Raw genomic sequence first — 20,264 nt, 5'->3', positions numbered from 1 at the left:
ATTTTTTAATATGTATCTTCAGGATTAATTGAGACGTCATTGCCAAAAATTTTCATTTTAATGGCTAAGCCAGTGCGAGTACCAGCAGTACCACCGATTCCGGTTTCACGTAATTCACGGGGCATTTGTTTACCGATAGAACGCATAGCTTCGATTGTTTCATCAGCAGGAATCTGATTGGTAATTCCGGCAAGAGCCATATCAGCAGCAATTAAGGCATTACCTGAACCAATGGCATTTCTTTTAACACATGGGACTTCCACTAGACCAGCCACAGGATCACATACTAATCCGAGTAAGTTCCCTAAGGCAATTGAAAAAGCTTCAGAAGATTGTTGAGCAGTACCACCAGCAGCCTCAACTGCAGCCGCTGCCGCCATGGCACTTGCACTACCGACTTCTGCTTGACACCCACCCATCGCACCAGCAATCATAGCATTATTAGCAACAATTAAACCAAAAAGTGCACCTGTAAATAAAAAGCGGATTTGAGCTTCATGGGATAGATGTAAAGTCTCAGAAATAGAAAAAATAACACCAGGTAAAGTACCGCTTGAGCCAGCAGTTGGCGTTGCGCAAATTATCCCCATAGAAGCATTTACTTCATTGGTTCCTAAGGCATATTGAACGCCTGCCAATACGGCATCACCAGATAAAGACTTTCCTTTTTCACGATACTCTTTCATTTTAACCGCATCTCCACCTGTTAAGCCAGTCGGCGAAAAGACACCTTGACCTTCTGTACTACGTTTAATAGCTTGTTTCATTGTTTGTAAATTAATTTCCATTTGCTGCCATACTTCTTGACGAGATTTTTTCGTAAGGTTCATTTCCTGTTCAATCATTAATTCAGATAGAGCCTTACCAGTTTGTTCACTGGCCAACACAATTTCTTTGATAGATGTATACATAAACGAGTTATTCCTTTCCTGACCATTAGTACAATAAATAAAGTGATCCATTTTGTTGAAGTAAGTTTAACTCATCCAAGAATTGTGGAGAAAATAATGATTGTAATTCATAAATTATTAATACTTCATTTTTTACGTCATCATTAATTATTTGTTTGTGACTAACAAGCATTTGATGTTTTTCTAATAAACTTAATACCTTAGAAGGAGTATTAAACGGTAATTTTTCTAAAATAATTGGTAAAGGACCTTGCAGATGAATTGATAAGTCCTCGATTTTTATATATTTCACTTCGACAGTACCACCGCCAACTGAAATACCGATTAAGCGAATGGTATGCGTATCATCCTTTAATGTTAAATCAACAGTATTAGAGTGATTTACAGGACTAGCACTACTTTTTTCAATAAATTCAATTTCAATGCCAAGATCTGTAGCTAATTGAATTGAATGAGGCACGCGCTCATCATTAGTAGCCAAGCCTAATACGCCACCAATAATAGCAAAGTCAGTTCCATGGCCTTTATGCGTTTCAGCAAAAGATTCATAATAGACACAGGTAACTTTAGTTGGAGTATTGCCGAATAAGCGACGTGCCAATAAACCAATTTGTAAAGCGCCGGCAGTATGGGAACTAGAAGGACCAATCATAATTGGACCAATAATATCAAAACAACTACGAAAATTATTTACTTTATTCTTAGCCATAAATTTCTCCCTTATTATAGTAGTATTCATAGCTATCCTAACAGTCATCGAAACAAATGTAAATAAGAAAGTGCTGAGTAAGATAAGCTTTCTATCGGAAAAATTCTCGATTTCCAAAACTTTAAAAAAAGACTAAAAAAAATAGTTAAAATAGTTGTAAAATGAATAAGGTGGTGTTAGAATAACTAAAGTACGTTCAAGAAACGTATTAGATGGGTGGGAGGAGAAATTTTCATCTCCATTAAACCACGCACGAGACAATCGAGGAGGTAATGTATCGTGGCTAAAAAAGTTGCAAAACTAGTAAAATTACAAATTCCAGCAGGTAAAGCTACTCCTGCACCACCAGTTGGTCCAGCATTAGGACAAGCTCAAGTAAATATCATGGGCTTCTGTAAAGAGTTCAACGCTCGTACAGCAGAACAAGCTGGTTTAATCATTCCAGTAGTTATTTCAGTATATGAAGATCGTTCATTCGATTTCGTATGTAAAACACCACCAGCAGCAGTACTATTAAAGAAAGCTGCTAACGTAGAAAAAGGTTCTGGTGAACCAAACACTAAAAAAGTTGCTACAGTAACTCGCGAACAAGTTAAAGAAATCGCAGAATTAAAAGCACCTGATTTAAACGCAGCAGATGTTGAAGCTGCAATGCGTATGGTCGAAGGTACAGCCCGTTCAATGGGATTCGTAGTCGAAGGCTAAAAAACAATGCAGCTTCCAAAGAAGTCCTCGCCAAGGAGCAATTAGCTCAATGGACTTCGTGGGAGGTAAAACCGCTATAACCACAACATAGGAGGAATTTAAAAATGGCAAAGAAAAGTAAACAATATTTAGAAGCCGCTAAGAAAGTAGACGCTACTAAATTATATTCAGTAGAAGAAGCTATTGCATTAGCAAAAGAAATTGATTTCGCTAAATTTGATGCATCTGTAGAAGTTGCATATCGTTTAGGCGTAGACCCAAGAAAAGCAGACCAACAATTACGTGGAGCAGTAGTATTACCTAATGGTACTGGTAAAACTCAACGCGTAGTAGTATTCGCTAAAGGTGAAAAAGCTAAAGAAGCTGAAGCAGCTGGCGCAGATTACGTTGGTGATAGCGATTTAGCTCAAAAAATCCAAGGTGGATGGTTTGACTTTGACGTTATCGTTGCTACACCTGACATGATGGGTGAAGTTGGTCGTTTAGGACGTGTATTAGGACCTAAAGGATTAATGCCTAACCCTAAAACTGGTACTGTTACAATGGACGTAACTAAGGCTATTGAAGAAATCAAAGCTGGTAAAGTTACTTACCGTGTAGACAAAGTTGGTAATATCCACGTACCAATCGGTAAAGTTTCATTCTCAGAAGAAAAATTAGTTGAAAACTTCAAAACTATTCACGAAACTTTAATGCGTATCAAACCTGCAACTGTTAAAGGACAATATGTACGTAACATTGCTGTTACAACTACATTTGGACCTGGTGTGAAAGTTGACGCTGCTTCTTTATAATTTAAAGAATAAAAATTAAATTAATTTAATAAATCACTTGACTATGAGTAGTATATTTTGTATACTACTCAATAGTTGAATGCGACCGAAGACAGTAGGGGGACTAGTCCTTAATTTTCCTACCGAGGGAGAACAAGTAATCCTTAATTCTCTATGTCTTTGTGGACATAGAGTTTTTCTATGTCCAAGCCAATTTTCAGGAGGTGAAACAAAGAATGAGTGAAGCAATTATCGCTAAAAAAGCACAATTAGTTACTGAAGTATCAGAACAATTTAAAAATGCTGCATCAGTAGTAGTAGTAGATTATTTAGGTATGACAGTAGAAGAAGCAACTAAATTACGTAGCGACTTACGTGAAGCCGGTGTAGATTTCGCTGTTGTTAAAAACAATATCTTACGTCGTGCAGCACAAGAAGCTGGTTTAGAAGGTATGGAAGATGTGTTTAAAGGACCATCAGCTATCGCTTTCAGTAATGACGACGTAATCGCTCCTGCTAAAATTTTAGCAGAGCACGCTAAAACTGTTGAAGCTTTAGAAATCAAATCAGGTGTTATCGAAGGTAACGTTTCTTCAAAAGAAGAAATCGAAGCTCTTGCGAAATTACCAAACCGCGAAGGAATGCTATCAATGCTTTTATCAGTATTACAAGCACCAATCCGCAACACTGCATTGGCAATCAAAGCAGTATCAGAACAAAAAGAAGAAACTGCAGCTTAATAAAGCTAGCTAGTTAATACTTTTAAAAAAATTATTATAATACAACATAAATGGAGGAAATTTAAAAATGGCATTAAACATTGAACAAATCATTGCTGACATTAAAGAAGCAACTATTTTAGAATTAAACGACTTAGTAAAAGCTATCGAAGAAGAATTTGGCGTAACTGCAGCTGCTCCTGTAGCTGTTGCTGCAGCAGGTGCTGGTGAAGGCGCTGCTGAAAAATCTGAATTTGACGTTGAGTTAACTTCAGCTGGATCATCAAAAATTAAAGTAATCAAAGCAGTTCGCGAAGCAACTGGCTTAGGATTAAAAGAAGCTAAAGCATTAGTTGATGGAGCTCCTGGCTTAATCAAAGAAGGCGTTTCTAAAGCAGAAGCAGAAGCTTTACAAGCAGCATTAGAAGAAGCTGGCGCTTCAGTAACATTAAAATAATTCTTTTGAATTTAAACAAGCTAGAAACCTTGATATACCAAGGTTCCTAGCTTTTTTATTTATATTTGAATATGTTAATTGTTAAAAATAGGGTACGATGAAAATATTTAGTGTTAACTGTGAGCTGTTGTGGCTTATAAGAGAGGTTAGGCTATCTTTAAGGCGATTCAATACTACTTTTATGCAATAGTTTATAAAAATGGTTAGAAGGCTATAACAAGGTGGATATGAGGGATACTAAAATAATCTATTGTTGTGAATAGCTATATGATATAATAAATGATAAAGTTTACTAGATAAAGGAATTATACTAATGACAAATATATATATTTATATCGATGATTCAGGTGTTTTAACCAATAATGAAGAATATTTTATTTATGCAGGTTATTGTTTTATTGGAGATAATGAAAAAAATCGTGCAAATAATCATTATAAAAAAATTGTAAAAAGAATTCGTCGAAAACATGATTATAAAGGGGAATTAAAAGCTGCTAGATTAAGTAAGAAGCATAAAAACTCATTATTTAAAGTCATGCAAAATTTTTATAGCTGTTCGGTTGTGATTAAGATAGATCAGATGAATCAGTTTGTTATGCAAGATAAAAAGGCGATTCAGCGCTATAAAGATTATGCTTTGAAAAAATTAGTGCGAAAGATGATTAAGAATTTATTGAAAAATGGTATCATTTATCCAGAAGAACAGTTGAATTTAATGATTAATATCGATCAACAAACCTCAGCACCTAAGGGTTTGTATAATTTAAGTGAAGGTATCAAAGAAGAATTAAGTTATGGTATTTATAATTTCAATTATGATTTAGTATTACCACCACTGATGAACCGAAAAGTTACTATTAATACGATATATTGTATATCAGAAAAAAATTATTTAATTCAAGCAGCTGATATTTTAGCCAATCGAATTCGCTCAAGTTATGTAGTGAAATCGCCAGAATTATTACCAAAGCGGAAGCATATTTTTGTAAATTTGCCTTAATAGAGGGGGTTTCATAATAGTTTACTTATAAATAGGTGTATGATAAAATAACAGTACAGGTAGAGATAGACTGTTAACACATAGTCCGTGATTATAGCAATTAAGCGTATCTTAAGTACGTCACCTATGTGGAGGTACCTTATCGGTGCCTTTTTTTATGAATAAAATTCTAAAAAAGATAAAATTAATATAAAATTTCAAAACCATTGTCGCTATGAATAGAGGACAATGGTTTTTTTATAGAAGAAACACCAGATAACACTTAAGACTTATCAACAGCTAGAAATAGATGAAAAGATTATCCACTTGTTGATAAGTCGATTAGGCAACAAAAAGTGTTAGTGGCAATATAAAAGTCACCACTTTTTTTAGTTGAAGAGTTAGGTAAAGGGAGAAAAGCGAAGAAAATAGAGTAAAAGCTAAAAATTAAAAATAAAAAACTTATCCACAAGTGGATAAGTAAAGAGATTCGTAGAATTACCCCATTCTGTAGTATAACAGTTATGGTTTTATTTGCTATAAACATGTGGATAAGTTTTTGAAATAAGCAGACCCTTAATGGTAGTATTGTTTTTATAATATTAGGGTAAAAATAGGTGAGTGTCTAGTGATTGTTATAAAAAAAGTGTATTTTTTATAAGCGAATTTACGAGTGAATTGTCAAAGAAATCTTATGAATGTTAGTCACCTATAATATTTATAAAAAGATGTCTGATTGTGAATTCTTACTACTTTATCTTCTAGGTTGAACAAGGTATAATGATGAAGATATCTATATAAGAAAAGGAGTTTACGCATGTCAAGTCATTATTATACAAATCGTCCAACGGTAGAAAGTAATCAAAAATCATGGACGTATACTTTAAAAAATAATTTATTAAAATTCACTAGTGATAATGGTGTATTTTCAAAGAATACAGTCGATTTTGGTAGTCGTTTATTAATAGAAAGTTTTGATATTCCAGCTGAACTACAGAAAACTAGTTTATTAGATGTAGGTTGTGGCTATGGAACATTCGGAATTGCATATGGGAAAGCTTATCCAGAATTATCAATAGAAATGGTCGATGTCAATGAGCGTGCAATTGAGTTAGCTAAGTTAAATGCTAATTTAAATGGTGTTTCAAATGTAATTATTCATCCAAGTTATATTTACGATGAAGTTGAGGGACGTGATTTTGGTATTGTGATTAGTAACCCACCAATTCGTGCCGGTAAAAAGGTTGTTCATCAAATTATCGCAGAAGCGCATCAGTATTTGCGTGAAGGTGGCTACTTAGTGATTGTGATTCAAAAGAAACAAGGGGCGCCAAGTGCAGAAAAATTAATGGAAGACGTTTATGGTAATTGCGAAAAGATTGCCAAGGATAAAGGTTATTGGATTTTAGTTAGTCAAAAATAATGAGGTAATTAAATGAAAAAGAATAAAAAACGTTTAGAAAAAATTAAGAGTGTTAAAGAATCAATTGAAGCAGAACGTACAATGCAAGAACACGAGAATAGTGCTAGTGATTCATCGAAAAAACAACCACAAATGTCAACTGCCACTCATCAAGAGCAAACGGAATCAAGAGTTAATCAGAGTGGACATTCAGAATTATCAGCTACTATTTTTAGTGATCAAGAACATGAAGAAATGGTGAGTCATAATAATCGCTTTCATCACTCCAAAAAACGAGATTGGCATTTGATCATAGCGATTATCTGTTTTGTGATTGCGGGGGCATTATTTTCCTTGGGGCCAATTCGTACAATGATTTTATCGCAGTTTCAACAAGAAGCTAACCAAACTTTAGAGACAATTACGGTTGAGGATATTGAAAGTAATGCAGAAGCAGATGCTGATTTTGACTTTAGTAAAGTGGAAGAATTAGATTTAGAAGGCGTGATGTCCGCGCGCTTTAAGAAAGAACCATATTTAACGATTGGAGCAATTGCGGTGCCGGCTGTTGAATTAAATTTACCGATTATTCGTGGAGTATCTAATGCTGGATTATATGTAGGGGCTGGAACTATGAAGCCTAATCAAGTAATGGGAGAAAATAATTATTGTTTAGCAAGTCATAATTATCCAGGAAAACCAACTATTTTATTCTCACCTTTAGAACGTCTAAAAAATGGTGATAAAATTTATGTAACGGATTTAAAATATATTTATGAATACGAAACAACAGTAATAACAACTGTTGATCAGCATCAAGTTGATATTTTAGATGATGTACCTGGAGAAAATATTATTACCTTGATGAAGTGCAATGATAATGATTATTATCGTGATATATATCAAGGAAAATTTATACAAAAAGTTGCAGTAGATGAAGCACCTGAAGAAATGAAGCAAGTCTTTAATGTTGATTTTACTCAAAAAGAAAAATAAATAACTTTATCGAAATCTTTTAGTTACTAGAAGGTTTCGTTTTTATTTTATAAGGAATTTTCTTAGATTTTATAAAACAAATTTCTTTACTTTATTTATTATCTAATATGAAGTAATATATATGTATGTGGGTATATATCCATAATTCAAAATTAGGAAGGAAATGTTAATGGATAGTTTGATACAAGATCGCATTCCACCGCAAAATATTGATGCGGAACAATCGGTACTGGGATCGATATTTTTAGAACCAGATAGTATCGTAGGCGTATTAGAATTTATTACACCTGAAGATTTTTATCGCTATAATCACCAAGTCATCTTTAGAGCTATGGTAGCTTTGAATGAGCGCGGTGATGCAGTCGATATTGTGACCGTTAGCCATGAATTAACTCAATCACAACAATTAGATCAAGTAGGTGGCGGGGCTTATTTAATGGAGTTAGCCGAAAAAGTGCCAACTTCAGCCAATATTGAATATTACGCTAAAATTGTTAGTGAAAAAGCGACTTTAAGAAGATTGATTCAAACATCTAATGATATTTCAAAAGAAGCTTATAGTGATAGTGAAGATTTGGCATCAATTTTAGATAGAGCAGAGCGTAGTATTTTAGAAGTTTCTGAAAAGCGTAATCGTGCAGGTTTTGTCTCGATTAAAGATGTCTTAAATCAATCGCTTGAATCTGTGGAAATGCGTTCTAAAAGTAATGGTGATATTACGGGTATTCCGACTGGTTATCATGAATTAGATCGAATGACTTCAGGTTTACATGCCGATGAATTAATTATTTTAGCTGCTAGACCCGCTGTCGGTAAAACGGCTTTTGCTTTGAATATTGCACAAAATGTTGCTACTAAAGCAGAAGAAGTAGTTGCTATCTTTAGTTTAGAGATGGGTGCTGAAGCGTTGGTTAACCGTATGATTTGTGCGGAAGGTAGTATTGATGCAGGAAATTTACGTAATGGTAAGTTAACTGATGAAGAATGGGATAGTTTATTTGTTGCGATGGGTTCACTTTCTAAGGCTGAAATATATATTGATGATACAGCAGGGATTAGAGTGCCAGAAATTCGGGCAAAATGTCGACGTTTAAAACAGGAAAAAGGTGAACTAGGCTTAATCGTTATTGACTACTTGCAATTAATTGAAGGTAGCGGTCGTGAAAGTCGTCAACAAGAAGTTTCTGAAATTTCACGTAATCTAAAAAAATTAGCGAAAGAATTAAGCGTTCCTGTTATTGCTCTATCGCAATTATCGCGTGGAGTTGAACAGCGACAAGATAAACGTCCGGTAATGTCCGATATTCGTGAATCTGGTTCGATTGAGCAAGATGCTGATATCGTTGCGTTTTTATATCGTGATGATTATTATCGTCAAGAGCCCTCAGAAGATGGTGAAATGCCAGAAGAAGAGGACAATAATAATGTGATTGAAGTTATTTTAGAAAAAAACCGTTCAGGAGCACGAGGAACTGTCGAGTTAATTTTCATTAAAGAATATAATAAATTTACTTCATCCGTTACCGAAGATTTAGTGGCTTCGATGCCACCACATTAATTTATTCATTAATTTTATCTAATAGTAAAAGCTATTGATAAACATTAAAATATAATAGAAGAGGTGTACATATGTCATCAGTAGTAGTTGTTGGAACACAATGGGGAGACGAAGGAAAAGGAAAGATTACTGATTTTCTAAGTGAAAACGCAGAAGTCATTGCTCGTTATCAAGGTGGAGATAATGCTGGTCATACCATTCAATTTAATGGTGTAACATACAAATTACATTTAATCCCATCAGGAATTTTCTCACCTGAAAAAATTAGTGTTATTGGTAATGGGGTTGTTATTAATCCTAAATCATTAGTTACCGAATTGGCTTATTTACACGAAAAAGGGATTACAACTGATAATTTACGTATTTCAGATCGTGCGCATGTTATCTTACCTTATCATATTAAATTAGACCAATTGCAAGAAGACGCTAAAGGCGACCAAAAAATTGGAACAACAATTAAAGGAATTGGACCGGCTTACATGGATAAAGCTGCACGTGTAGGTATTCGTGTTGCAGATTTATTGGACCGTGAAATTTTTGCTGAACGTTTACGTATTAACTTAGAAGAAAAAAATCGTCAATTTGTGAAAATGTATGATGCACAAGCAATTGAATTTGATGAAATTTTTGAAGAGTATTATGAATATGGCCAACAAATTAAAAAATATGTTTGTGATACATCAGTTATTTTAAATGATGCATTAGATCAAGGAAAACGTGTCTTATTTGAAGGTGCACAAGGGGTAATGTTGGATATTGACCAAGGAACATATCCATTTGTAACATCATCTAACCCAGTAGCTGGTGGGGTAACAATTGGTAGTGGTGTTGGACCATCTAAAGTTGATAAAGTGGTCGGTGTATGTAAAGCTTATACATCACGTGTAGGCGATGGACCTTTCCCAACTGAATTATTTGATGAAGTTGGTCACCAAATCCGTGAAGTAGGTCGCGAATATGGTACAACTACAGGACGTCCACGCCGTATTGGTTGGTTTGATAGCGTAGTGATGCGTCATTCTAAACGTGTATCAGGTATCACTAACTTATCACTAAATAGTATTGATGTATTAACTGGATTAGAAACAGTTAAAATTTGTGTAGCTTATGAAAAAGCAAATGGCGAACGTATTTCACATTATCCAGCAAGCTTAGTTGAATTGGCACAATGTACACCGATTTATGAAGAATTACCAGGATGGAGTGAAGATATTACTGGATGCCGTACTTTAGAAGAATTACCAGAAAATGCACGTAATTATGTTCGTCGTGTTTCTGAATTAGTCGGTGTTCGTATTTCTACATTCTCAGTAGGACCAGACCGTGATCAAACAAATGTATTAGAAAGTGTTTGGGCTACCATCTAATAAAAGAAAGTATGAAAGAGGGGGATTCTATGAAAAAAATATTAGTAGTAGATGACGAAAAGCCAATCTCGGATATTGTTAAGTTTAATTTAACAAAAGAAGGATATGAGGTTATTACAGCCTTTGATGGTGAAGAGGCATTACAAAAATTTCAAGAATCAGAACCGGATCTAATCTTATTAGACCTAATGTTACCAAAGATTGAAGGGTTAGATGTTTGTCGTGAAATTCGTAAAACAAGTCAAGTGCCAATTATTATGGTTACAGCAAAAGATTCTGAAATTGACAAAGTGTTAGGATTAGAATTAGGGGCGGATGATTATGTAACAAAACCATTTTCAAACCGTGAATTAATTGCGCGTGTTAAAGCGAATTTACGTCGTCAACATGCAGTTCCAGCAGAAGTTGAAGAAAAGAAAACTTCAAACGAGATTGTTTTAGGGGCATTAACGATTCATGAGGATGCTTATGTAGTATCAAAGCGTGGTGAAGAGATTGAATTAACGCATCGTGAATTTGAATTATTACATTACTTAGCAAAACATACTGGTCAAGTAATTACACGTGAACATTTATTACAAACTGTTTGGGGATATGACTATTTTGGTGATGTTCGTACAGTAGATGTAACTGTTCGTCGCTTACGTGAAAAAATTGAAGATATACCAAGTCATCCAACATGGATTATGACAAGGCGTGGAGTTGGGTACTTTATTAAAACTCCAGAACAAGATAAAGAGTAAGAAGATAAGTGCTTCGACTAAACCATTTTTTGATGTGTTTGGAGGAGCACTTGTTTTTTTGGAGGTGAATTATGAAAAAAATATTAAAATTCTTTCGCTCAATCCATTTTAGAATACCAGCTTTATTTATTTTATTATTAGTAATTGCTTTACAATTAGTCGTAACGAACTTTGTCAGACAATTAGAAGTGCAGACGATTTCTAACTTTCAAGAACAAACACAATTACAAGTAGGGTTCTTAAAAAATAGTGTTCAGCCTATTTTGGATAATGATGACTCGGAAGAGAAAAAAATTCAAATGATTCGTCAGATATTACAAGATTATCCAGCAGGAAGTAATATTATGGATGTTCGAATTGTGGATGCAAAGGGTTATGTAGTTGGTACGACGAATCAATTTGCACAAAGTATAGTAGGTACAAAATCAACAGATGAAGATGTTAGTCAAATTTTGTTAAGTAATAAGCCATTCAATTATGAATATGCTAGTGAAGGTGTTCGTTATTGGAAGTTGGTTTCTCCTATTGAAGAACCAGATGGCACTTCTGCTACACCACTTGGGGTCATAGTTATCTTAACGAATATTGAATCGCGCTATAATCAGGTGAAAGATATTGGGATTTTATTCTTAAATGCGTCCCTAATTGCGATTGCTTTAACGATTATTGTAACATTTTTGATTTCGCAAGGAATTACTCGTCCGATTGCGGCAATGCAATTACAAACTGAAAAAATTGCAGAGGGAAATTATTCTGGCGAAGTAGTTATTTATAGTGACGATGAGTTAGGGCAGTTAGGTCGTGCGATTAATGAATTATCAACGAAGATTAAGGAAGCTCAAGATGCTAGTGAGTCAGAACGTCAGCGTTTGGATAGTGTTTTAAAACATATGAGTGATGGAGTGATTGCGACGGATAGACGTGGCCGAATTGTTATTATGAACACTGCAGCAATGGATGTTTTGAATGTGAAAAGTGATGATGAAGTAATTGGAAGTTCTATTTTAGCATTATTAGATTTTGAAGATGAGTTAACTTTCCGTGATTTATTAGAAATTCAAGATTCACGTACCTTACATATGAGTGATAGTGATGATATGGATACAATTATTCAGTGTGAGTTTTCAGTTATTCAACGTGAGTCAGGATTTATTAGTGGTTTGGTATGTGTGTTAACGGATATTACTGAACAAGAAAAAATTGAGCGTGAAAGACGGAATTTTGTTTCAAATGTTTCGCATGAATTACGAACACCTCTAACAAGTATTCGTAGTTATACAGAAGCTTTAGTAGATGGCGCTTGGGAAAGTCCGGAAATGGCGCCACAATTTTTAAGTGTTATTGAAACAGAAGCCAATCGTATGATGCGAATGATTACCGACTTATTAAATCTTTCTCGTATGGATCAACAACGCTTAACATTAGATAAAGAATTTGTGAATATGAATAAATTAATGAACCATATTATTGATCGTTTTGAAGTAGTGTTACAAAGTGAGGAGTATCGCTATAAAAATTATCGTATTTTACGTGATATTACGAAACGAGATTTATGGGTTGAGATTGATCAAGATAAAATGACTCAAGTATTTGATAATATTATTAATAATGCGATTAAATATTCTCCAGATGGTGGTCGAATTATTGTGCGCTTAATGGATACGCATTCGGATTTAATTGTTAGTATTAGTGATGAAGGCTTGGGAATTGCCAGAAAAGATATTCCGCATTTATTCGACCGTTTCTATCGTGTAGATAAAGCTCGCTCACGTGAAATGGGTGGTAGTGGTCTTGGATTAGCAATCGCTAAGGAAGTTACGCAATTACATGGTGGCAAAATTTGGGTAACTAGTTCGGAAGATAAAGGGTCAACTTTCTATGTATCATTACCTTATGTTGTATTTGAAGAGGATGGTGAATGGGATGAAATTTAGACGAATGGTATTACCGATACTTTTAGCAATTTTAGTGATTAGTAGTATTACTTTATCGAGCTTAATTGTTTTTCGACCAATCTCGATTTTTTCACATAATGAATTTATAAAAAATCAACCAAATACAACCAATGATCTGCTTGTAACAAATAAAACATTAAATGCAGAATCGGTATTTATGCCAAGCTTTTATATTACTTATGTGAATGATGGGATGTCCTATACAGCTGATCCGGATATTTTAACAACTATTAATAGTAATATGAGCAATGTATTTGATGATTTATATTTGGGTCCGGTTTTAGATCAGTATGCTTATGAGCAATTAGTTTTTAAAGGAAGTACTGCTGAATTATTATTTGATGCGCCGATTCCATTTGGGGTTGTTGCACGTTATTTTAAAGATATTCCTGAAGAGTTGACGAATGAAGTCTTTACACGCATTATTTTTAGTAAGGATTCTAGTCATTTAGTTTATTTTTTAAATGATTCAACAAGACAATTATATGAAGCATCAAGTACATTAACAGATGCAGGCTGGTTTGATAGTTTTTATGATGAGAATAAATTTGTGAACATTCAGTCTTATGTAACGAAAGATGGTTTAACATTTATTCCTTCTGAGGAAGTTACAATACCAAAAGAAGTATATTTAGTAGAACAATCACCAACTAGTTATTTTATTGGAGAATTATTTGGTGATACGAATGAATTACGTGATCGTAGTGATGGGTCAGCGATTGTTTATAATGATACTCTATCGCAATTGAAAATTGATCGTACCACACGACTGTTAACTTATTTCCGTAATCAACCTGATATGGAAGCTCTTGAAATGACTAAAAGTTTACAACAAAGCTTTTATGAAGTTCGAACTTTTGAGGATTGGGATTTAGGGTTACGTTATTCTGGTTATGATGGTGATAAAAATACTGTTGATTTCACACGTTATGTAAAAAATTTACCGATTTTAGGCTCAGGAGGCGTAGGTAATCTCACAATTAGTGTTACTAAGGATGGTATTTCCGAGATGAGATTATCTACATTAGTCGCTAAAACATTAATTCATAAACGAGAAGAAATGATGACTTTAACAAGTGGTAAAGATATTGTAGCGATTCTTTTATCAAAAGGGGTTGAATTACAGCAGATTGAATCAATTCGTATTGGTTATGAATGGCAGGCTTCTGAAGAAAGTAATCGTTTAGCGGTATTTGTGCCAAAATGGTTTGTGAAAGTCGATGGTTATTGGCATAATGTAGAATCATTTATTAGTGAATTATCAACTAAGGCACCAGATATTACAGAAGAATCAACAAGTGGAGGTGCAGAAGATGGACTTTAGACGCTCAACTTTAGTATTGATTATTAGTTTTTTCTTATTAAATGTATTCTTATTTTTTACTTATCGTGATTTAAAGCAGCAAATGGCTCCAGAAGCAAGTAATAATATTAATATTATTGACCAAATGCGTTCAGATGGTATATCAATGGTTGGCCTATCTAATGATGCTCTAGAAGCATCTCTTGTTCAAATTACACCAGTAGTAATGGAGACGCCAAATGAAGAACAGGAAAATCAAAGTAGTACTATTGATAAAGGAATGATTACTAGTATTTTAATGACACCAATACCCATAGAAGTGACAAGTGTTATTAATCAAGATTCATTTGATCATTTAACAAAATTTGTTAAAAAATCAGCTTTTCGTGGGGATGAATACCAATTATTTTCCTATCAGCTATCAAATAAAATTGTTTTATACCAACAATCAGTGAAAGATATTCCAATTATTGATAAAAAGGCCCAACTTATGGTGAATTTAAATGAAAATAATGAAGCCATTAGCTATGAACAATCTTACGTGGGGGATGCTGAAATTTTGGGAGAACCACGTCAATTAATCTCTTCCCAAGTAGCAGTTGAAACATTATACTTAGCAGGTAGTATTCCAGCAAGAGCAGTAATCGAGAAACCCAGATTGGTATATTATGAAACATTAACATTATCTGACTTGTCTATTTATTCACCTGCATGGTATATTGAATTAAAAATAGGTGATGGCGGTATGATTACTAAAAAAGTAGACGCTATTAGAGGGAATATTATTTCTACTGATGTAGAATAGAAAAGACTAATAGAAGAAGGAGGCGATTGGATGGAATTAGAATCAACAAATGAAGGATTTAAAGTATGTTTATTAGCAAGTGGTAGTTCAGGGAATGCAACCTATATTGAAACTCCTAAAAGACGCATCTTAGTAGATTGTGGGTTTAGTGGAAAAGCAGTTGAAGCTATGATGAATAAAATTGATCGATCAATGAAAGATGTTGATAGTATTTTAGTGACGCATGAGCATAGTGATCATATTCAAGGTGTTGGCGTATTAGCGAGACGATATCATTTGGATGTATATGCTAATGAAAAAACTTGGGAAGCTATGATGCCTAAATTAGGTAAAATTGATCCAGCACAAAAACATATTTTTGAACCAGGTATTACGAAAACATTTGGTGATATTGATGTTATGAGTTTTAGTGTATCGCATGATGCTGCAGACCCACAATTTTATTCTTTCCAAAAAGATAATAAGCAATTTGTCTTATTAACAGATACAGGATATGTTAGCGAGCGATTAAGAGGTCTTTTAGCGAATGCAGATGGTTATTTGATGGAAAGTAACCATGATTTAGAAATGCTTCGTATGGGGCCGTATGCATGGCATTTAAAGCAACGAATCTTGGGAGATCAAGGTCACTTATCTAATGAAGATGGTGCCTTGGCAGCTGCTGAGATGGTTGGCGATAAAACAAAACGTATTTTCTTAGGTCATTTAAGTAAAGAAAACAATATGAAAGACCTTGCTTATCAGACAGCGGAATCAATTTTAATGGAAAAAGATTGTGGTCTAAAACACCAATTCAATTTATATCATACTGATCCAGCTGAACCAACTGAATTATTTGATGTATAAGTAATGATTAAAATCCCGAAATTCTGATTGAGAATTTCGGGATTTTTTCATAAAATAAAGATAGAAAGTTAATTATTTTATCGATACTTATTCAAATTTTTTTCATAAATCAGCGATAAAATAGAATTAGAAAAAATAAAGGAGAGATAATTATGAACCGTTTAAATGATGAGTTTAATGATAATTTAGATAATGAAGAAGAATTAGAACAATTAAAAGAAGAAATTGTTCAAGAAGTAATCGAAGAAGAAACAGATAAACAACAGAAAACCACTAAAAAATCAAAACCATTTTTTTCAGGTTTTATTGGTGGAGTAGTGGGCTTTGTAGCTTGTAGTGCAATTATGGTATTAACTAACCAAACTGTACCAACATTATCGTCTTCTGAAACACCAACAATTCAAACAACTCAAACAGCGCCATTAGCTAAACCAGTAAATAATGATATTACAGGTGTTGTTAATCAAACTAAGGAAGCCGTAGTATCAATTGTAAATATGCAACATCAACACCAATTAGATCTATTTGGTCGTAGTTTTTCACAAAATGATGGGGAATTAACCAAAGCTTCAGAAGGTAGTGGTGTTATTTATAAAGTGGAAGGTGATTATGCTTATATTGTGACTAATAATCATGTTATTTCACAATCAGAAGCGCTACAAGTATTATTAGCAGATGGAACTAAAGCTGATGCAGAATTAGTCGGGGCAGATAGTTGGACAGATTTAGCTGTTATTCGTATTCCAGCAAATAATGTTAAAGTTGTGGCTCAATTTGGTAATTCTGATGAAGTGGTAGTAGGTGAACGTGCTCTTGCAATTGGTTCACCATTAGGATCAGAATTTGCGACAAGTGTTACTTCAGGAATTGTCTCTGCTGTTGACCGTTCTGTTGATACGGATATTGATGGAGATGGTCGTAATGATTGGACAATGACTGCCATTCAAACTGATGCGGCTATTAATCCAGGTAATTCTGGGGGAGCATTAATCAATGAAAGTGGACAAGTTATTGGTATTAACTCAATGAAGATTAGTAATTCAGCCGTTGAAGGGATGGGCTTTGCAATTCCAAGTAATGAAGTAGTTTCAATTATTAATCAATTAGAAAAAACTGGTGAAGTTGATCGCCCGGTCTTAGGAATTGGTATGAATAATGTTGTTAATTTAACTTCTGCGGCCTTTGAGCAATTAAAATTACCAAAAGATTTAGCTGGTGGTGTAATTATCTTGAATGTTCAATCTAAAAGTAGTGCTGAAGAAGCCGGTTTACAAAATTATGATGTCATTGTTAAAATGGATGGTGAAGAGGTTAATAATGTTCAACAACTAAGAAAACAATTATATAGTCATCAAATAGGTGATGATATTACAGTAAGTTATTATCGTGATGGCAAATTGCAAGAAGCAACTGTTCACTTAACAACTTCACAAAGTCCAAGTCTATAAAATAAAGTATTTGCCAGAGCGCTTTAACAGTGTTTTGGCAATTTTTTTGTACAAAAAAACGCAATAACAAAATTGCTATTGCGTTACAAAATTATGGATAGTCATTACATATTAGCGATATCAATCGTTCCATTTATGATGCAGACTAAACTAATAATTGCTAAGATTACAATCATAATGGCACCGATTAATTCCCATTTATTAAAAACGGGTTTGTCACTTTCTTTACGAGCAAAAATGTATAATAAAACACCTGGGCCAAATAATAAAGTTGTTGCGAAGATATATTCAAAACCAGAAGCTATCATACAATACCCCATATAGACAGAAGCGATAACTCCTAAAATAACATTTTTACTAATGCGTCGGCCATCCCATTTCCAAGATAACTTAATTTGACTAAGTGATACTAAAAAATAAGGAACTAACATCGTATTGGATGCTAAGAGCGCTGTAAAGTTATAAGCACTTTTATTAACTAATAATGATAAGAAGAAAAATTGGATTAAGGCATTACTCATAAATAAAGCATTAGAAGGTGCATTAAACTTATTTTCTTTTAAGAAGTATTTTGGGAAGATGGCGTCTTTAGCGGCTTGGAATAAGATTTCGCCACTTAGCATCGTACAAGCAAACCATGCACCAATTGCTGAAACAGCAACACCTAAATTAATTAAAACAGCTCCCCATTTACCAACAACTGATTCTAAAACATAAGACATTGCTGGTTTATCAAGACTTGCTAATTCGGGTCTTGTCATAACTGAAAAACTTAAGACTGTAGCTAGTAAATAAATGGAGCTAATAATTAAAAATGCCAACACATTTGCTTTACCGACGATACGTTTATTTTTAGCACGAGCTGAATAGACAGTCGCTCCATCTACACCTAAGAATACCCAGACAACAACAACCATCGCACCACTGACTTGTGGACCAACTTCACTCCAATTAAAACTACCATTCATTGTTCCCCAAAAGTCCAGTGAAAACATATTGCTATCAAAAGCAATGATTAGTGTAATAATAAAGATTGCTAAGGGTAATAATTTAGCAATAGTAATAATATCGTTAATTTTAGCTGCGAAATTTGATCCTCGCAAAATAGTAAAATGCATCAGCCATAATAATACTGAAGCACCAATGACTGAATAAATATTCGAACCATCTCCAAAAATCGGAAAGAAATATGCTAATGCACTAAAAGCTAATGCCCCTTGAGCAACATTTCCTAAAAAGACGGATAGCCAATAACCAAATGCACTAATAAAGGAGACGAAACTACCAAATCCTTTTTCGGCATAACTATAAACACCGGCATCTAAATACGGGAACATACGGTTTAGGTTTTGTAGACAGAAAACAAATACCCCCATACCAGTTCCGGAAATAATTAAAGCGATAATAGCTGGTCCGACTGAAGCAGGCTTGGCAATATCGCTCATTAAATTGAAGATACCTCCACCAATAACTGAATTAATTGTTAGGGCGATTAGTCCTAACATACCTATTTTCTTTTCTTTTTGAGTCATATAATATGAGTCTCCCTTTATAATCATTTTTGAAATATCATGATGAAAGGTTAGTATAGTAGATGTTTTTAAAAAAAGCTATTATAAAAAATGTTCTAACCTATGGATATTCCAAAGAAAAAACATCTTTTTTAATAGTATCAAAATTCTAATAGAAATACAATTGATTTAAGAAAGGGCATACAAAAAAAGGGGGTTATAGGAATGGATAGGATAGCTAGTTAGTAAAATAAGTTTAATATAAGGATTATTTATGGTATAATAAAAAATATTTTTGTAAGAAATAGGAGGAGAATATGTATAAGATATCATTTATCACATCAGTATTAACATATTATTTGAAGGGTGAAGTTAGTATAGACGATAATTTTATTAAAATTACAAACCCCAATACTATTTTAAAATGTATTCCTTTAGGCGCTAATGATACAAGTATTCCAGTTAATCAATTGGCATCAGTAGATTCTAGTTTTTCACTAGATTTAAAATCATTAGTTATCAATTTTGTGATTGCCTTTGTAGGTTTAGGTGTAAAAGAGTCAAACTTTTTACTAGGCGTAGTAATGGTATTATTAGGTATTGGAGGCATGATTAATGCATTCCAAACTATTATGACTTTTAGAACAACTTCAGGAGAAATGGTTATGATGAATGTTGTTGTTTTTGAGAAAGAAAAAGTTATTGAATGTAAAGAAAAAGTTGAAACTTTATTAGTTTCTCATCTAGATAATACGAATATTCGTAAACATGCGGAACAGCAAACAGATCGTATTATTGATGCTATAAATAAATAATAAAGTAAAAACTGTTGTTCTTTATGGTCTTCCATAAAGAACAACAGTTTTTTTAATAATTTCTCATTAAGTAATCAAATGCTCCTAAAGCTGCTGTTGCGCCGCTTCCCATTGAAATAATAATTTGTTTATAGACTTGATTTGTACAATCTCCTGCAGCGAAAACGCCTGCTAATGAGGTTTGACCAGTTGCATCGATTTTAATTTCGCCACGATTGTTTAAGTCTACACTATCTTTTAACCATTCAGTATTTGGCATTAA

20 protein-coding genes and 1 other annotated feature are annotated in these 20,264 nt (G+C 33.7%); of the genes, 16 read left to right on the top strand and 4 right to left on the bottom strand.

Going from position 1 to position 20,264, the window contains the following annotated elements; translation table 11 throughout:
- Positions 1-5 precede the first annotated feature (5 nt).
- Together sdaAA and sdaAB are read right to left on the bottom strand one after the other, a co-directional pair.
- The gene (gene sdaAA, locus BMX09_RS06515; protein WP_089746955.1) at positions 6-911 is read right to left on the bottom strand and encodes an L-serine ammonia-lyase, iron-sulfur-dependent, subunit alpha; all 906 of its coding nucleotides are present in this window, start codon (positions 909-911) and stop codon (positions 6-8) included.
- 25 nt (positions 912-936) lie between these two features.
- Positions 937-1,620, bottom strand: coding sequence for an L-serine ammonia-lyase, iron-sulfur-dependent subunit beta (gene sdaAB / locus BMX09_RS06510; protein ID WP_089746953.1), 684 nt, complete (start codon positions 1,618-1,620; stop codon positions 937-939).
- Positions 1,621-1,899: 279 nt separating this feature from the next.
- On the opposite strand from sdaAB, the gene rplK reads away from it, so the two are divergent.
- The 15 genes from rplK to BMX09_RS06435 all read left to right on the top strand — a co-directional run bounded on the left by rplK (position 1,900) and on the right by BMX09_RS06435 (position 17,676).
- Positions 1,900-2,325: a 50S ribosomal protein L11 gene (gene rplK, locus BMX09_RS06505; protein WP_089746950.1), complete on the top strand. Its 426-nt coding sequence runs from the start codon at positions 1,900-1,902 to the stop codon at positions 2,323-2,325.
- A gap of 104 nt (positions 2,326-2,429) precedes the next feature.
- Positions 2,430-3,119 (top strand): 50S ribosomal protein L1, encoded by a 690-nt coding sequence (gene rplA / locus BMX09_RS06500; RefSeq protein WP_089746948.1) that lies wholly within the window; start codon positions 2,430-2,432, stop codon positions 3,117-3,119.
- A 67-nt stretch (positions 3,120-3,186) separates the two neighbouring features.
- Positions 3,187-3,307, top strand: a sequence feature (ribosomal protein L10 leader region).
- Positions 3,308-3,334: 27 nt separating this feature from the next.
- Complete coding sequence (gene rplJ, locus BMX09_RS06495; RefSeq protein WP_089746945.1) at positions 3,335-3,838, top strand: 50S ribosomal protein L10; 504 nt, start codon at positions 3,335-3,337, stop codon at positions 3,836-3,838.
- A 67-nt stretch (positions 3,839-3,905) separates the two neighbouring features.
- Positions 3,906-4,274: a 50S ribosomal protein L7/L12 gene (gene rplL / locus BMX09_RS06490; RefSeq protein ID WP_089746943.1), complete on the top strand. Its 369-nt coding sequence runs from the start codon at positions 3,906-3,908 to the stop codon at positions 4,272-4,274.
- A 313-nt stretch (positions 4,275-4,587) separates the two neighbouring features.
- Positions 4,588-5,274: a DUF3800 domain-containing protein gene (locus BMX09_RS06485; protein ID WP_089746941.1), complete on the top strand. Its 687-nt coding sequence runs from the start codon at positions 4,588-4,590 to the stop codon at positions 5,272-5,274.
- 796 nt (positions 5,275-6,070) lie between these two features.
- Entirely contained in the window at positions 6,071-6,676 is a 606-nt protein-coding gene (locus tag BMX09_RS06480; protein WP_089746939.1) for a class I SAM-dependent methyltransferase, read from the top strand.
- Positions 6,677-6,688: 12 nt separating this feature from the next.
- Positions 6,689-7,651, top strand: a complete 963-nt coding sequence (locus BMX09_RS06475; protein WP_245711136.1) for a class A sortase — start codon at positions 6,689-6,691, stop codon at positions 7,649-7,651.
- 169 nt (positions 7,652-7,820) lie between these two features.
- Positions 7,821-9,209, top strand: a complete 1,389-nt coding sequence (gene dnaB, locus BMX09_RS06470) for a replicative DNA helicase (protein ID WP_089746937.1) — start codon at positions 7,821-7,823, stop codon at positions 9,207-9,209.
- Positions 9,210-9,280: 71 nt separating this feature from the next.
- Positions 9,281-10,576, top strand: coding sequence for an adenylosuccinate synthase (locus tag BMX09_RS06465; RefSeq protein ID WP_089746935.1), 1,296 nt, complete (start codon positions 9,281-9,283; stop codon positions 10,574-10,576).
- A 29-nt stretch (positions 10,577-10,605) separates the two neighbouring features.
- Entirely contained in the window at positions 10,606-11,319 is a 714-nt protein-coding gene (yycF, locus tag BMX09_RS06460) for a response regulator YycF (protein ID WP_089746934.1), read from the top strand.
- Positions 11,320-11,390: 71 nt separating this feature from the next.
- Complete coding sequence (gene walK, locus BMX09_RS06455; protein ID WP_089746932.1) at positions 11,391-13,253, top strand: cell wall metabolism sensor histidine kinase WalK; 1,863 nt, start codon at positions 11,391-11,393, stop codon at positions 13,251-13,253.
- A complete protein-coding gene (locus BMX09_RS06450) occupies positions 13,243-14,598 on the top strand; it encodes a YycH family regulatory protein (protein ID WP_177159562.1) in 1,356 nt (451 codons plus the stop codon). Before walK ends, BMX09_RS06450 begins: the two co-directional genes overlap by 11 nt.
- Positions 14,588-15,382 (top strand): two-component system regulatory protein YycI, encoded by a 795-nt coding sequence (yycI, locus tag BMX09_RS06445; RefSeq protein ID WP_089746929.1) that lies wholly within the window; start codon positions 14,588-14,590, stop codon positions 15,380-15,382. The genes BMX09_RS06450 and yycI overlap by 11 nt, the downstream gene beginning before the upstream one ends.
- A gap of 30 nt (positions 15,383-15,412) precedes the next feature.
- On the top strand, positions 15,413-16,228 hold the full coding sequence (locus tag BMX09_RS06440; RefSeq protein WP_089746927.1) for an MBL fold metallo-hydrolase: 816 nt from the start codon (positions 15,413-15,415) through the stop codon (positions 16,226-16,228).
- A 152-nt stretch (positions 16,229-16,380) separates the two neighbouring features.
- Entirely contained in the window at positions 16,381-17,676 is a 1,296-nt protein-coding gene (locus tag BMX09_RS06435) for a S1C family serine protease (RefSeq protein ID WP_177159561.1), read from the top strand.
- A 104-nt stretch (positions 17,677-17,780) separates the two neighbouring features.
- On the opposite strand, the gene BMX09_RS06430 is transcribed toward BMX09_RS06435, so the two are convergent.
- The gene (locus BMX09_RS06430; RefSeq protein ID WP_089746925.1) at positions 17,781-19,208 is read right to left on the bottom strand and encodes a basic amino acid/polyamine antiporter; all 1,428 of its coding nucleotides are present in this window, start codon (positions 19,206-19,208) and stop codon (positions 17,781-17,783) included.
- A gap of 296 nt (positions 19,209-19,504) precedes the next feature.
- On the opposite strand from BMX09_RS06430, the gene BMX09_RS06425 reads away from it, so the two are divergent.
- Positions 19,505-20,002 (top strand): hypothetical protein, encoded by a 498-nt coding sequence (locus BMX09_RS06425; RefSeq protein WP_089746923.1) that lies wholly within the window; start codon positions 19,505-19,507, stop codon positions 20,000-20,002.
- 52 nt (positions 20,003-20,054) lie between these two features.
- Here the strand turns inward: BMX09_RS06425 and BMX09_RS06420 are convergent.
- Positions 20,055-20,264: FAD-dependent oxidoreductase (locus tag BMX09_RS06420; RefSeq protein WP_177159560.1), on the bottom strand; the 210-nt coding region annotated here is incomplete at its 5' end.

It is taken from the genome of Granulicatella balaenopterae (genome assembly GCF_900111135.1).
GTDB classification, from domain to species: domain Bacteria; phylum Bacillota; class Bacilli; order Lactobacillales; family Aerococcaceae; genus Granulicatella; species Granulicatella balaenopterae.
The sequence above is the reverse complement of the archived record's forward strand: the minus strand, read 5'-3'. Positions and strand labels throughout refer to the sequence as shown.

Coding starts and splice junctions, on each gene's coding strand:
- sdaAA (WP_089746955.1), bottom strand. CDS start 911: ATGTATACATCTATCAAAGAAATTGTGTTGGCCAGTGAACAAACTGGT.
- sdaAB (WP_089746953.1), bottom strand. CDS start 1,620: ATGGCTAAGAATAAAGTAAATAATTTTCGTAGTTGTTTTGATATTATT.
- rplA (WP_089746948.1), top strand. CDS start 2,430: ATGGCAAAGAAAAGTAAACAATATTTAGAAGCCGCTAAGAAAGTAGAC.
- rplJ (WP_089746945.1), top strand. CDS start 3,335: ATGAGTGAAGCAATTATCGCTAAAAAAGCACAATTAGTTACTGAAGTA.
- rplL (WP_089746943.1), top strand. CDS start 3,906: ATGGCATTAAACATTGAACAAATCATTGCTGACATTAAAGAAGCAACT.
- BMX09_RS06485 (WP_089746941.1), top strand. CDS start 4,588: ATGACAAATATATATATTTATATCGATGATTCAGGTGTTTTAACCAAT.
- BMX09_RS06480 (WP_089746939.1), top strand. CDS start 6,071: ATGTCAAGTCATTATTATACAAATCGTCCAACGGTAGAAAGTAATCAA.
- BMX09_RS06475 (WP_245711136.1), top strand. CDS start 6,689: ATGAAAAAGAATAAAAAACGTTTAGAAAAAATTAAGAGTGTTAAAGAA.
- dnaB (WP_089746937.1), top strand. CDS start 7,821: ATGGATAGTTTGATACAAGATCGCATTCCACCGCAAAATATTGATGCG.
- BMX09_RS06465 (WP_089746935.1), top strand. CDS start 9,281: ATGTCATCAGTAGTAGTTGTTGGAACACAATGGGGAGACGAAGGAAAA.
- yycF (WP_089746934.1), top strand. CDS start 10,606: ATGAAAAAAATATTAGTAGTAGATGACGAAAAGCCAATCTCGGATATT.
- walK (WP_089746932.1), top strand. CDS start 11,391: ATGAAAAAAATATTAAAATTCTTTCGCTCAATCCATTTTAGAATACCA.
- BMX09_RS06450 (WP_177159562.1), top strand. CDS start 13,243: ATGAAATTTAGACGAATGGTATTACCGATACTTTTAGCAATTTTAGTG.
- yycI (WP_089746929.1), top strand. CDS start 14,588: ATGGACTTTAGACGCTCAACTTTAGTATTGATTATTAGTTTTTTCTTA.
- BMX09_RS06440 (WP_089746927.1), top strand. CDS start 15,413: ATGGAATTAGAATCAACAAATGAAGGATTTAAAGTATGTTTATTAGCA.
- BMX09_RS06435 (WP_177159561.1), top strand. CDS start 16,381: ATGAACCGTTTAAATGATGAGTTTAATGATAATTTAGATAATGAAGAA.
- BMX09_RS06430 (WP_089746925.1), bottom strand. CDS start 19,208: ATGACTCAAAAAGAAAAGAAAATAGGTATGTTAGGACTAATCGCCCTA.
- BMX09_RS06425 (WP_089746923.1), top strand. CDS start 19,505: ATGTATAAGATATCATTTATCACATCAGTATTAACATATTATTTGAAG.